The sequence below is a fragment of the Thalassospira sp. UBA4513 genome, from assembly GCF_002388495.1.
GTDB lineage: Bacteria > Pseudomonadota > Alphaproteobacteria > Rhodospirillales > Thalassospiraceae > Thalassospira > Thalassospira tepidiphila.
Map to the genome: position 1 here is coordinate 22,287 of NZ_DGMR01000007.1, position 13,284 is coordinate 35,570.

Consider the following 13,284-nt stretch of genomic DNA (forward strand, 5'->3'; position numbering starts at 1 on the left):
CCGGCAGCGGGTGGGGAGTGCTGCCGGGTAGAGACCTGCTGTCGGGGGTATGAAGCAGGTCACGGGAGTTTGGTTCGGTTAGGTCAAGTGGATCATCACGCCTGACCCATCAGGGCACGCAGCAGTAAGGATGCTGCGCCAAGCACGACAACCCCGCCGACATAAAGGCCGACAAACCACAGCCATCTGCGGGCTTTTGGGGATTTGACAGGTGATTTGATGCTGGTCATCAGTGATACCCCTCATCCCCGGTCTTGCCGCGAAATACCCAATAGGCATAGGCGGTGTAGCCCAGAATGATCGGCAGCAGGACCACAGCCCCCACCAGCATGAAGGCAAGGCTGTTTTCCGGGGCAGCCGCATCGCGGAAGGTGATCATCGGCGGCACGATATTGGGATAAAGCGTGATCCCGAAACCGACGTAACTGAGGAAGAAAATGCCAAGCGTGATGCCAAACACCGTCTTTTCACGCTTCTTGACCGCATGCCACAGCCAATAGAGCAATCCGACCGTCACAATCGGGATCGGTGCGAGATACAGCATGTTAGGCAGTTCAAACCAGCGCTGGGCATAGGCCGGGTTAACATAGGTCGTCATCAGCGACACCACGCCAAGATTGGCCGCCATCCAGATCACAGCCGGTTTGGCGAGCTTTCGCAGGTTGCCCTGAAAATCGCCTTCCATCTTCATGATCAGCCAACCGGTGCCAAGCAGGGCATAGCCGACGACAACCGCCGTCGCGCAGAACACCGAAAACGGGCTCAGCCAATCAAACGCCCCGCCAACAAAATGTCCGTTTTCAACGGCAATGCCTTCGATAAAGCCGCCCAGCATCGCACCCTGCATCGCGGCTGCGATGATCGAACCGGCCGAAAAGGCAAAGTCCCAGTGTTTCTGGTGGTTCTTGCTTTTGAACCGGAATTCAAACGCAACCCCGCGAAACACAAGCGCCAACAGCATCGTAAAGACCGGAATGTAAAAAGCGGTCATCAGCAATGAATAGGCCTGCGGGAAGGCGGCATAAAGCCCACCCCCGCCCAGGATCAGCCAGGTTTCATTGCCATCCCACACCGGGGCGACGGTATTCATCATCCGGCCGCGATTTTTCGGCTCTTTGATGAAGGGGAACAGGATGCCGATGCCAAGGTCAAAGCCATCCAGCGTGACATAGGCAAAGACGGCAACAGCAATCAGCAGAACCCAGATCAGTTGATAATCCATGATCATTCTCCTGCCACGGGCGGATGTGCGGCGGTCGATTGGCGGCCACCGGCCCGCAAGATTTCGGTTTCTTCAGGGATGTGGGCGCTACGCGGGTCCTTGACCATGGCGCGCAGGATATAGGCCGTGCCGACCCCGAACACGATGGCATAAACCACAACAAAGGCGATCAGTGATCCGGCAATGGCGGTCGGGGCGACGGGCGACCCGGCCTCGGATGTGCGCATCAGGCCATAAACTACCCAGGGCTGGCGCCCGACTTCGGTGGTAAACCAGCCGGCCAGAATGGCAACAAAGCCACTTGGCCCCATCAAAAGGGCAAAACGATGTAGATAACCACAGCTATAAAGCTTCTTGCGCAGGCGTGCGATGACACTGGCAACACCCAGAAGTGCCATCAAAACACCCAGCCCGACCATGATCCGGAAGGTCCAGAACACAATTGCCGCATTCGGGCGATCTTCAGGGGCAAAGTCTTTAAGCCCGGTGATCTTGCCATCCCATTCATGGGTCAGGATCATCGAACCCAGTTTTGGAATTTCGACCGCATATTTGGTTTCTTCCTCTTCCATGTCGGGCATGCCAAACAGGATCAGGGGCGCACCTTCGCGGGTTTCAAAATGCCCTTCCATCGCGGCCACTTTGGCGGGTTGATGTTCAAGGGTATTGAGCCCATGCAAATCGCCGGCAAAAATCTGGACCGGGCCAAGGATGGCCGCCATCCACATCGCCATGGAAAACATGATCCTAGCCGCCCGGTTTTCGCGATCACGCATCAGATGCCATGCGCCAACCGCACCAACGACAAGGGCGGTGGTGAGGTAAGCCGCCAGCACCATATGCACCAGCCGATACGGGAAGCTCGGATTGAAAATCGCATCGATCCAGCTTGAAACAACCGCCCGGCCATTTTCGATCACATAACCGTCCGGTGTTTGCATCCAGCTGTTGGCCGACAAAATCCAGAAGGCCGAGAAAAGCGTGCCAATCGCAACCATGGTGGTGGCGGTAAAGTGCAGTTTTGGTCCGACACGGTTCAAGCCAAACAGCATGATGCCAAGGAACCCGGCCTCAAGGAAGAAGGCGCTCAGCACCTCATAGGCCAGAAGCGGGCCGATCACACCGCCGGTAAATTCGGAAAACGGTCCCCAGTTCGTGCCGAACTGATAGGACATCACAATCCCGGATACGACCCCCATGCCAAAGGCCAGGGCAAAGATTTTCATCCAGAATTTGTAAAGCGAAAGATAGGTCTCGTCCCTGGTGCGCAGCCACAGGGCTTCGAGCACAAACAGGAAGCTTGCCAGTCCGATGGTAAAGGACGGGAAGATAATGTGGAACGAGACGGTGAAGGCAAACTGTATGCGCGCCAATAATTCTGCATCAAGCATTGGCAGGGTCCTCTAAGGTGGCGAAGCCTCGGGACAACTCTGCATCTTCCGCGATCGGAAGTGCCCTTTGACGGATGCATGTGTCGGTTTCGGGTGGCGCATGCACAGGTTGCCCTGTCAAACCGACCATTAGAACCGCCCCCGAAATGCTGCATTGCGAATGCGCAATTTACACTTGGAATATTTTTAAATTCGATTGTTGCGATCTAGGTATTCAGGGGCGAAAGGCACAGTTTCTCAAGTGCCAAAGAACTTTGCGTTTGCTGGCGTTCCTTGTGGCGGAGCACCATGAATTTGCGCGGCGGGATCGGGAAGTTTGCGCGCGCAAGGCGGCCCTGGGCGATCAGCGAGCTGACCGCGAATTGTGAAACGGCGGTGGCGGCGATGCCGTTTTCAACTGCGGTAATGACGGCCTCGTTACTTGGCAGGACAAGCGCGGTGCGCAGGCGCGCGGGATCAACGCCAAGATCGCGCAGGGCGGTTTCGAATTCCGATCTGGTGCCCGAACCGGCTTCGCGCAGGATCCAGTTGGTCTGGGTGGCAAGCGCCTGCGGGCTCAGCGCCCGGCCATTGGCCCACGGGTGTTTGGGCGACACAACAATCACCAGGGCGTCTTCGGCGACTTCGCGTTTGGCCAGGGCAGGTTCATCAATATCGCCTTCGATAAAGCCGATATCAGCCGCCCCGCCGCGCACAGCATCGGATACGGTTTTGGTGTTGCCAATCGTCAGGCGGATTTCGATGCCGGGATACTGATCATGAAATTTCATCAAGAACGGCGGCAGCCAGTAGCTGGCAATCGTCTGACTGGCATAAACATTAAGCTCCCCGCGCTGCATGCCGCCCAGTTCGGCCAGCGTCAGTTCGGCTGCCCGCGCACGGGCCAGTGTTGATTTGGCTTCATCAAGGAACAGTCGTCCGGTCTGGGTCAGCTCAATCCGCCGTCCGACCCGGTTAAACAGCGCGACACCATAAAAGCCTTCAAGGTTCTTGATCGCAGAACTGACGGCCGATGGCGTAAGCCCAATTGCCTCTGCCGCGCGGGTCAGATGTTCGCGTTCGGCAACCGCGACAAAGATCTGAAGCTGTTCGAGTGTCATCATGGTTATGCTCAACCGTTCAATTTAATCGAATGAAATATGAGTTTTTATTCGATGGAAGTAAATGGTTGGGCATGAGATTTTCTGCCTGTGATCAAAACACAGGAAAACCATGTTTTTTAACACCCACCTCAAACCGATCCTGCCCGGGCTTGCCGTGACCATCTTGGTCGCACTTGCCGCCAAGCTGGCCGAACATGCCGAGCGTATGTTGTTCGGGCGTGGCTGGGTGGAAAGTCTGGTTTTTGCCATTCTGATCGGGGTTGTGGTGCGATCCGTGTTTGGATTGGCGCCGCGCTATTTTGCCGGGGTGCGGTTTTGCGCCAAGACGGTGCTTGAAATCGCCATTGTGCTGCTTGGTGCGTCGATCAGTGCGCAGGCGATCGGATCGGCCGGGGGCGGGTTGGTCGCGGCAATCATCGCGGTCGTTTGTATCAGTCTGTTTGTCAGCTATCACATTGGTCGCGCGCTTGGTCTTTCCAATCATCTGTCGATGCTGGTGGCGTGCGGCAATTCGATCTGTGGCAATTCGGCAATTGCGGCGACCGCACCAGTGATTGAGGCGCAATCAGATGATGTGGCGGCTTCGATCTCCTTTACTGCCGTTCTGGGGGTGCTGTTTGTCTTTGTCCTGCCGATGATTCATGTCGGATTGGGATTATCGGCAACCCAATACGGGATCTTTTCAGGGCTTACGGTTTATGCCGTGCCACAGGTTCTGGCTGCAACCGCGCCGGCCGGCACCCTTGCGGTTCAGGTTGGTACACTGGTCAAGCTGATCCGGGTTCTGATGCTGGGGCCGGTGATCTTTGCGCTGGCAGTGATTGGTGGTCGGGCACGCGAGACGAAGCTTCCAATTGCGCAGGTCGTGCCGTGGTTCATTATCGGCTTTATCGCCACGATGGTGGCCTGTTCGTTTGACCTGATCCCCGATATTGCCCGCGCGCCGATCAAGACGACTTCGTCCTTCCTGACCATCCTTGCCATGGCCGCTTTGGGATTGAGTGTTGATATCCGCAATGTACTGCATGTTGGCGGGCGGGTAGTGATGGCGGCCCTGTTGTCCCTGATGTTTCTCTGTGCCCTTTCTGGGGTGGTGCTTTTGGTTCTGGCATAAAAAATGCCCGCTGCCCAAATGGGGAAGCAGCGGGCAAGGGGGAAGAAGCCGCACATGCGCCGGATAAGCTGGCAGCTTCTTATGGCGTTTCGCTGGGGTGGACACCATGGGAGGAGATGTCGGAAACGAAACGCCCGGGTAGATCCAGGATCGAAAAGCGTTGGCTTTGCTAATCCGTGATCGGTGCCTTTTCTTCATGCGCCTTAAGCGCGTTCCATTCATCGTCGCTAAAGATGCGCGATCGGGTCAGAAAGCGTTTGCCTTCCGGCCCTTCAAGCGAAAACATGCCGCCGCGCCCATCGACCACATCGATGATCAGTTGGGTATGACGCCAATATTCGAACTGTGCGCGCCCGATATAAAACGGACTGCCTTCAATCTCGCCCAGCAACACATCCTGATCACCGGTTTTGAACTCCCCGTCGGGAAAGCACATCGGCGCACTGCCATCGCAACAGCCGCCCGACTGGTGAAACATCACCGGCCCGTGGATATCCTTGAGCTTCCTGATCAGTTCAATTGCGGCATCTGTCGCAACCACCCTGTCAGGCGCGTTTTCTGATCCGTTCAATGTCACCTCCTTCTTTGCGAAAGGCAACCGGACGCAAGGTTGGCCTCGCGTCCGGCTGTGAAGAGGATCGGATCAGAAGAAGCCCATCGGTTTCGGATCGTAGGAAACCAGAAGGTTCTTGGTCTGCTGATAGTGGTTGAGCATCATCTTGTGGTTTTCACGCCCGATGCCCGACTGCTTGTAACCGCCAAAGGCCGCATGCGCCGGATAGAGGTGATAACAGTTGGTCCACACGCGACCGGCCTTGATTTCGCGGCCAAAGCGGTATGAACGGTTGGCATCACGGGTCCAGACACCGGCACCAAGGCCATAAAGCGTGTCATTGGCGATATGCAGCGCCTCGGCATCGTCCTTGAAGGTGGTGGCCGATACGACCGGGCCAAAGATTTCCTCCTGGAAAATCCGCATGCGGTTATGGCCCTTGAAGATGGTCGGCTGGATATAGAAACCATCGGAAAGATCGCCGCCCAGATCGGCCTTGTCACCGCCACACAGGACTTCGGCACCTTCCTGTTTGCCGATATCCAGATAGGACATGATTTTTTCCATCTGCTCGGTTGAGGCCTGCGCACCCATCATGGTGTCGGTATCAAGCGGGTTGCCCTGTTTGATGTTGGCAATGCGCGACAGCACGCTATCCATGAATTTGTCATAGATGCTTTCCTGAATGATCGCGCGCGACGGGCAGGTGCAAACTTCACCCTGGTTCAGGGCAAACATCGCCATGCCTTCGGCAGCCTTTTGGCGGAAATCATCATCCGCCGCCATGATGTCTTCAAAGAAGATGTTCGGCGATTTGCCACCAAGCTCCAAGGTGACCGGAATGATGTTTTCCGATGCGTACTGCATGATCAGGCGGCCGGTAGTGGTTTCACCCGTAAAGGCAACCTTGGCCACACGGTTGCTTTGTGCCAATGGCTTGCCGGCTTCTACGCCAAAGCCCTGAACAACGTTGACCACACCCGCCGGGATCAGATCGGAAATCAGTTCCAGAAGAACACAGATCGATGCCGGGGTTTGTTCGGCCGGTTTCAGAACAACACAGTTCCCCGCGGCAAGGGCCGGGGCCAGTTTCCAGACCGCCATCAGGATCGGGAAGTTCCAAGGAATGATCTGACCGACCACGCCAAGCGGCTCGTGGAAGTGATAGGCAACCGTGTTGTCGTCAATCTCGCCAAGCGAGCCTTCCTGCGCGCGAATGGCACCAGCAAAATAGCGGAAATGGTCAATCGCAAGCGGAATGTCGGCTGCCAGGGTTTCACGCACGGCCTTGCCATTGTCCCAGGTTTCGGCGACTGCCAGCATTTCAAGATTGGCTTCCATGCGATCAGCAATCTTGTTGAGCATGTTGGCCCGTTCCGTGACCGAGGTCTTGCCCCAGGCCGGGAAGGCGGCATGGGCGGCATCAAGGGCCTTTTCGATGTCTGCAGAGCTGGATCGTGCGACTTCGCAGAACGGCTTGCCATTCACCGGCGAGACATTTTCAAAATACTGACCCTTGGCAGGGGCCACCCATTCACCGCCAATGAAGTTTTCATAGCGGCTTTTGAAGCTGACCTTGCTGCCAGAGTCATTTGGATTCTTGTAGATCATTTGGGTTCCTCCGAGATAACGGGCGATTTGCCGCCCGCATTTTTGATTATGACGATCCGTTACCCGCAAAGGTCGTGCCACTTGGCGATTTCGATGGCGGTTTGTCAGAAAGAACCTGTTTTTCAGATGGTTGCGCGTTTCCCGTTGAACCGGGTGTTTTGTGCCATCGGCATGACTGGAACAGGGCGATTGGCACAAATTGTTCCAAAAATGGAACACTCGCGGTTTTGCCGGATTTGGCGGGCGAAACTGTTTGGCGTGGGGGACGTCAAATGTGTTACGATTTGGCCTGTGATCGGCTGTGGCAAAAGTCACGCACCGGAAAAATCCGGGCCAAAACAATGGCAAAAACACCGACACAAGGGAGATAGCGTCTATGTCAGGAAACATTCCCGGCGGACGGATAGAAGCAGCCCTGCAGCTGAGCGGCGGGGCGCAAAATCGTGCGGTGCTTGAAAGCTGGCAACGGTGTGAACAACGCTTTGGTCTGGCTCATGACACCTTGCGCCGTCCCGAAGTCATGCCCGAAAGCCAGACCCGGCAATTGCGCGATCGCAACGGGCGGCTTTATCACCACGCCCATGACCTTGTGCGTACCCTCTATCGCAAGATTGATGCATCCGGCTATGCGGTGTTTCTGACCGATAATAGCGGTGTGATCCTTGACAGTGTGGCGGCCCATTCGCTTTTGCCATCGTTTCGGACCAACGGGCTTTTGCCCGGTGCGGTCTGGAGTGAGGAACGCGAAGGTACCAATGGCATTGGCACCTGTATTGTCGAAGGTCGCCCGATCACCATCCACAAGGATGAACATTTCCTGGCCCAGCATTCGGTTCTGACCTGCACGGCTGCCCCGGTGTTTGATCCCGATGGCAAGGTGTGCTCGGTGCTGGATGTATCGGCGGTCCGCGAAGATATCAAACGCCCTGATTGCCTGCGGGTGCGTGGTATGGTGGCCGACTACGCCGATGCGCTTGAACGTATCCTGTTTTTTGATGAACGCGTCGGTGATGTTATTGTTCATCTACATCCCGATGCCCGCCATGTCGGATCAACCCGTGATGCAATGATTTCGATTGCGTCAGATGGCACAATCAGCGGGGCGACATCGACCGCGCGGCGCATTCTGGCGGCGTGTGATAATTCCGCCGACATCGCCGATATGTTCGAGATGGATGTCGATAACCTGATTGCCAAGCTGGCAAGCCCGGACGGGCAGGGACCATCGGCAACCCCGCTTAATATCGCGGGCGGTGGTGTTTTGTTTGGCAGTGTTACCATCCCGCAACGCATGCGCCGCCGTTATGTCGGGCGCTCAACACCGGTGGCGCGCAAGGCGCCATCCCTGCCATCCCAGCCAGCCCGACGTACGACCGACATCCCGGACAAGGACGCCGCCCTTCGGCGTATTTTTGAAATCGGCACGCGGCTTCATGCGCGCGATATCAATGTCCTGATGTCGGGTGAAACCGGCAGCGGCAAGGAATATCTGGCCCGTCATATTCATGATGCCACCCTTGGCAAAGCAAAGGCGTTTGTTGCGATCAACTGTGCCGCCCTTCCCGAAGGACTGATTGAAAACGAACTGTTTGGCCATGCCGGTGGTGCCTTTACCGGGGCGGCACGCGATGGTTTTGGCGGCCGTATCCGCGAGGCCAATGGCGGCACGCTGTTTCTCGATGAAATCGGTGATATGCCGCTGGCAGCCCAAGGCCGATTGCTGCGTGTGCTTGAAAGCCGCACGGTCGAGCCGCTTGGCAGTACAAAGTCCGTGCCGGTCGATTTCCGTCTGATCTGTGCGAGTAATGTCGATTTAAACGCGGCGGTGGCCGAGGGCAAGTTCCGCGAAGACCTGCTTTATCGCATCAAGGGGGCGCGCCTTGCGGTGCCGCCGTTACGTGAACGCAGTGATCTGGCTGATCTGATCAAACGGCTATTGGCGGCGTTGTCCGATGAGTATGTCGCATGCAGTGATGATGTTCTGGCACTTTTGACGGCTCACCGCTGGCCGGGCAATGTGCGCGAACTGATCAATGTTTTGCAATATGCCGCTGTCTTTGCCGAAGACGGGGTGATTGAACCCCATCATCTGCCCGATGATTTCCATGCAACGCAGGATATAGCACCGCCATCGCCGGGCCAGACCATCGCACGGGCAGAGGCCGATGCCCTGCGCCAAGTCCTTGATGATCAGCAATGGCACATCAGCAACACCGCCAAGGCGCTGGGCATTGGGCGCAACACGCTTTATCGCCGGATGGCCCGGCTTGGGATCAATCGGCGTTAAAAATCGTCGAATTGCCCGGCTTTTGCGAATGTTTTCATTGTAGGGCACACCGTTATTGTTTTAAGTAACGGCAGGGCTTTACAGGATATTTTCATGTGTGGAATTGCCGGTTTATGGCTGTCTGAACAAGCTGATGCAACGCGCTTGGGCGATCGTGTGTCGCGCATGAATGATGCGCTGTATCATCGTGGCCCGGATGGCGGTGATGTCTGGCTTGATGAGCAAGAGGGTATTGCTCTTGGGCAGCGCCGCCTTGCCATCATTGATCTTTCCGATGCCGGCAAACAACCGATGCATTCCGCCAATGGCCGTTATGTCATGGTCTATAATGGCGAAATCTATAACGCCCCGGAACTGCGTGAAAAGCTTGCCTCGGCCAACATCACGTGGCGCGGCCATTCCGACACAGAAGTCATTCTTGAATGCATAGCCCATTGGGGGCTGCGCGATACCATCAAGCGCCTGATTGGCATGTTTGCCATCGCCCTTTGGGATCGGCAGAAAAAGAAGCTGTTCCTTGTACGTGACCGTCTGGGCATCAAGCCGCTTTACTGGTCGCGCTATGACGGCCATATCGGTTTCGCCTCCGAGGTCAAAGGACTGCTGGCAGGCGACGCCATCTCGCGCGAGGTCAACCAGACCGGCCTTGATGCCTATTTGCGCTTTGGCTATGTGCCATCGGGGCTTTCGATCTATGCCCACGCCAAGATGCTGAAACCCGGCCACATCCTTGAAATTTCATCGCATGATCAGGCGACCGAAAATGCCTATTGGTCGGTCGAAGATGCGGTCCTGAACGGTCAGACCCATGCCTGGAGCGGCGATGATCAAAGTGCGATTGACGCGCTTGAAGATTTGCTGCGCGATGCGGTTCAACGCCGCATGGTGGCCGATGTGCCGTTGGGCGCGTTCCTGTCGGGCGGGATTGATTCATCGACCGTCGTTGCCCTGATGCAGTCCGTTTCAGACCGGCCGGTCAAGACATTCTCCGTCGGGTTCGAGGACGAGGCCTTTAACGAGGCCGCCTTTGCCGGTGAAGTCGCAAAGCACCTCAAGACCGACCATACCGAGCTTTATGTCACGCCAAAGGATGCGCTTGATCTGGTGCCGAAGCTTTCGGAAACCTATGACGAGCCGTTCTTTGACAGCTCCGCCATTCCGACCTATCTGATCTCGGCCCTGACCCGCAAACACGTTACCGTGGCCCTTTCGGGCGATGGCGGCGATGAGACATTCGGGGGTTATAACCGCTATTTGTGGGCCAAGCAGCTCAGTCGCGCGGCCGGCAGTATTCCATTTGGCTGCGGGCTTGTGTCGCGTGGCCTTACCATGCTTTCGCCCGATCATTGGGACAAGCTTGTCGGGCTGATGCCGGGCAAAAAATCGACCAGTGCGATTGGCGATAAAATCCATAAGGCCGCACCGCTTCTGGCGATCCGCGATGATATTGATCGCTATCATGCGCTGATTTCGCTGTTTGAACCGGACAAGCTGCGCGGCAAGCATGCATCGAGCAAGAAATTCCGCGTGCCGGGCGAGAAGTTCTGTCGCAACCGTCATCTGGATTATGTGTCCTCCATGCAGGCCATGGATACGATGATGTATATGGTCGATGATGTTCTGACCAAGGTGGACCGGGCATCGATGGCCAATTCGCTTGAAGTGCGCGTGCCGTTCATTGATCACCGCGTGATCGAGTTTGGCTGGCGTTTGCCAGCACGGCTCAAGATGAATGGATCGGTCGGCAAATATGCCCTGCGCCAGATCCTGTATAAATATGTGCCGCGCGAAATGATTGACCGGCCGAAAACCGGCTTTGGCGTGCCGCTGGCCCAATGGCTGCGCGGGCCGCTTTATGAATGGATGGGTGACCATCTGGCCAATGAAGCGCTTTATACCGACTTCGGTCTGGATCGTCGCCAGATCGAAAAGCTCCGGTCCGAGCATATGTCAGGCAAACGCAATTGGGGTCATCAGCTTTGGACGATTGCCATTCTGTCTGACTGGCAGAAACGCTGGCTGGCCTGATTTAGTCATACATCTTGGTCTTACATCTTGCGTGTTGCGCATTCTTTGAACCTCGTCTGAACCTCAGGCGGGGTTTTTCATTTTCGTTCACGAATGAACGTTTTCTTTCCTGTGGGTGATTCGGGTTCATCAGGCATAGTTGAAGCATGTGTGTGCAAGCGGCGCATGGCTGTGTCGAATAAATGTCACAATTCGAAACTTGAAAATTTTCGAAAATGAACTATTTTGAAGCTTAACGAGTTTTCCTTCTGTGATGAGAGGCCCCCGATGGCTGGCACTTCAAACTATGACCTGATCATTATTGGCGGCGGCATCAACGGTGCCGGGATCGCACGCGATGCGGCGGGCCGGGGTCTTCGCGTGTTGCTGTGTGAAAAGGATGATCTGGCCAGTGCCACCTCGTCGGCCAGTACAAAGCTGATCCATGGTGGGTTGCGTTACCTTGAACATTATGAGTTCCGTCTGGTGCGCGAAGCACTGACCGAACGGGAAGTCTTGTTGGATAATGCGCCGCATATCATCTGGCCGCTGCGGTTTGTGCTGCCACATCGCAATGATCTGCGTCCGGCCTGGATGATCCGTCTTGGATTGTTCCTTTATGATCATCTTGGCGGGCGCAAAAAGCTTCCGGCGTCCGAGGGCATTTCATTTGCCAAACACGTATCGGGTGCGCCGCTGCGTGATGAAATGACAAAGGGCTTTGTCTATTCCGATTGCTGGGTCGATGATGCGCGGCTTGTTGTGCTCAATGCGATGGATGCCAAGGACATGGGGGCCGAGATTTTGACCCGCACCGAATGTGTCGGGGCAAGCCGCACAGGTGATGGGTGGAGCGTGACGCTGCGCGATCAGGAAACCGGCGAAAACCGTTCGGTATCAGGGCGCATGTTGATCAATGCCGCCGGGCCGTGGTGTGCCGACCTGATCAATCCGGAAAACGGTGTGGTTAAATCCGACACCAAGGCCAACATCCGTCTGGTCAAGGGCAGCCACATTGTCGTGCCCAAGATGTTCGATCATGATTTCTGCTATATCTTCCAAAACGGCGATGGCCGCATTGTCTTTGCCATTCCCTATCAGGATGACTTCACCCTGATCGGTACCACCGATGTCGATTTCAAGGGCGACCCGGCCAAGGTCAAGATTGATCAGGGCGAGATCGATTACCTGTGCAAGCTTGCCAGCGGCTATTTCAAAAAGCCGATCGCATCTGATGATGTCGTCTGGACCTATTCCGGGGTGCGGCCGCTTTACGCTGGTGAAGGCGCGGAAGCAAACGCCTCCAAGGTATCGCGTGACTACACCCTTAAACTGGAAGCCAACGGTGATCAGGCGCCGGCGCTGCATGTGTTTGGTGGCAAAATCACCACCTATCGCAAGCTTGCCGAACACGCGCTTCAGATCATTTCAAAGGAACTGGGCACCAAGGACACCCCGTGGACAGCAAATGCCGTGCTGCCGGGTGGGGATTTCCCCAATGCGTCCTATGAGGCGGCCTTTTCCGATTATGCCGCACGCTATGACTGGATGGATGCGGTGATGCTCAAACGTCTGCTGCGCGCTTATGGCACGCGGATCGACCAGATTGTTGGCGATGCCAAAACTGTTGGTGATCTTGGCAAATGTTACGGTCATGACCTGTACGAGGCCGAAGTCCGCTATTTGATCGAAAACGAATGGGTGCGTGATCTTGATGACCTGATCTGGCGTCGTTCCAAGCTTGGTCTGCGGTTGTCTGGTGATCAGGTTGCGGTCCTGCGCGAACGTCTGGCACAGGAAAAACCAGATCATAAATCGGTTGCCGCCGAATAAGCCATTGATCGCCTGCGAGCTGTCTGGCCTGATCGTCGGCTCGTTGGCCGGGCGCGGCAATGGGCTAGGCTCGGCTGGTGGAATGTCTGCCACCTCACAGTTTGGCAAGGGGCTAAACATCCGATTGGGTTTAGTCCCCAAACTGCGCTATGGTCGGTTTGTT

Annotated in this window: 10 protein-coding genes; 4 read left to right on the plus strand and 6 right to left on the minus strand. The window is 56.0% G+C overall.

Going from position 1 to position 13,284, the window contains the following annotated elements; translation table 11 throughout:
• Positions 1–95: 95 nt before the first annotated feature.
• From B2T33_RS02465 to B2T33_RS02480, 4 genes are all read right to left on the minus strand, one after another.
• On the minus strand, positions 96–230 hold the full coding sequence (locus B2T33_RS02465) for a DUF2474 family protein (RefSeq protein ID WP_197147134.1): 135 nt from the start codon (positions 228–230) through the stop codon (positions 96–98).
• Positions 230–1,228, minus strand: coding sequence for a cytochrome d ubiquinol oxidase subunit II (cydB, locus tag B2T33_RS02470; RefSeq protein WP_286791061.1), 999 nt, complete (start codon positions 1,226–1,228; stop codon positions 230–232). Before cydB ends, B2T33_RS02465 begins: the two co-directional genes overlap by 1 nt.
• On the minus strand, positions 1,225–2,613 hold the full coding sequence (locus B2T33_RS02475) for a cytochrome ubiquinol oxidase subunit I (RefSeq protein ID WP_286791062.1): 1,389 nt from the start codon (positions 2,611–2,613) through the stop codon (positions 1,225–1,227). The genes cydB and B2T33_RS02475 overlap by 4 nt, the downstream gene beginning before the upstream one ends.
• A gap of 206 nt (positions 2,614–2,819) precedes the next feature.
• A complete protein-coding gene (locus tag B2T33_RS02480) occupies positions 2,820–3,716 on the minus strand; it encodes a LysR substrate-binding domain-containing protein (protein WP_339661283.1) in 897 nt (298 codons plus the stop codon).
• A 109-nt stretch (positions 3,717–3,825) separates the two neighbouring features.
• Between B2T33_RS02480 and B2T33_RS02485 the strand changes: the two genes are divergently transcribed.
• On the plus strand, positions 3,826–4,830 hold the full coding sequence (locus B2T33_RS02485) for a YeiH family protein (protein WP_286791063.1): 1,005 nt from the start codon (positions 3,826–3,828) through the stop codon (positions 4,828–4,830).
• A 169-nt stretch (positions 4,831–4,999) separates the two neighbouring features.
• Here the strand turns inward: B2T33_RS02485 and B2T33_RS02490 are convergent, their stop codons facing one another.
• Positions 5,000–5,401: a DUF779 domain-containing protein gene (locus tag B2T33_RS02490; RefSeq protein WP_286791064.1), complete on the minus strand. Its 402-nt coding sequence runs from the start codon at positions 5,399–5,401 to the stop codon at positions 5,000–5,002.
• A 72-nt stretch (positions 5,402–5,473) separates the two neighbouring features.
• A complete protein-coding gene (adh, locus tag B2T33_RS02495; RefSeq protein WP_286791065.1) occupies positions 5,474–6,994 on the minus strand; it encodes an aldehyde dehydrogenase in 1,521 nt (506 codons plus the stop codon).
• A gap of 376 nt (positions 6,995–7,370) precedes the next feature.
• Here adh and B2T33_RS02500 point away from each other — a divergent pair, with 376 nt between their 5' ends.
• The 3 genes from B2T33_RS02500 (at position 7,371) to glpD (ending at position 13,121) form a co-directional block, all read left to right on the plus strand.
• Entirely contained in the window at positions 7,371–9,281 is a 1,911-nt protein-coding gene (locus B2T33_RS02500) for a sigma-54-dependent Fis family transcriptional regulator (protein ID WP_286791066.1), read from the plus strand.
• Between the two features lie 93 nt (positions 9,282–9,374).
• Positions 9,375–11,309 (plus strand): asparagine synthase (glutamine-hydrolyzing), encoded by a 1,935-nt coding sequence (gene asnB, locus B2T33_RS02505; protein WP_286791067.1) that lies wholly within the window; start codon positions 9,375–9,377, stop codon positions 11,307–11,309.
• Between the two features lie 267 nt (positions 11,310–11,576).
• The gene (glpD, locus tag B2T33_RS02510; protein WP_286791068.1) at positions 11,577–13,121 is read left to right on the plus strand and encodes a glycerol-3-phosphate dehydrogenase; all 1,545 of its coding nucleotides are present in this window, start codon (positions 11,577–11,579) and stop codon (positions 13,119–13,121) included.
• Positions 13,122–13,284 lie beyond the last annotated feature (163 nt).

Coding starts and splice junctions, on each gene's coding strand:
- B2T33_RS02465 (WP_197147134.1), bottom strand. CDS start 230: ATGACCAGCATCAAATCACCTGTCAAATCCCCAAAAGCCCGCAGATGG.
- cydB (WP_286791061.1), bottom strand. CDS start 1,228: ATGATCATGGATTATCAACTGATCTGGGTTCTGCTGATTGCTGTTGCC.
- B2T33_RS02475 (WP_286791062.1), bottom strand. CDS start 2,613: ATGCTTGATGCAGAATTATTGGCGCGCATACAGTTTGCCTTCACCGTC.
- B2T33_RS02480 (WP_339661283.1), bottom strand. CDS start 3,716: ATGATGACACTCGAACAGCTTCAGATCTTTGTCGCGGTTGCCGAACGC.
- B2T33_RS02485 (WP_286791063.1), top strand. CDS start 3,826: ATGTTTTTTAACACCCACCTCAAACCGATCCTGCCCGGGCTTGCCGTG.
- adh (WP_286791065.1), bottom strand. CDS start 6,994: ATGATCTACAAGAATCCAAATGACTCTGGCAGCAAGGTCAGCTTCAAA.
- B2T33_RS02500 (WP_286791066.1), top strand. CDS start 7,371: ATGTCAGGAAACATTCCCGGCGGACGGATAGAAGCAGCCCTGCAGCTG.
- asnB (WP_286791067.1), top strand. CDS start 9,375: ATGTGTGGAATTGCCGGTTTATGGCTGTCTGAACAAGCTGATGCAACG.
- glpD (WP_286791068.1), top strand. CDS start 11,577: ATGGCTGGCACTTCAAACTATGACCTGATCATTATTGGCGGCGGCATC.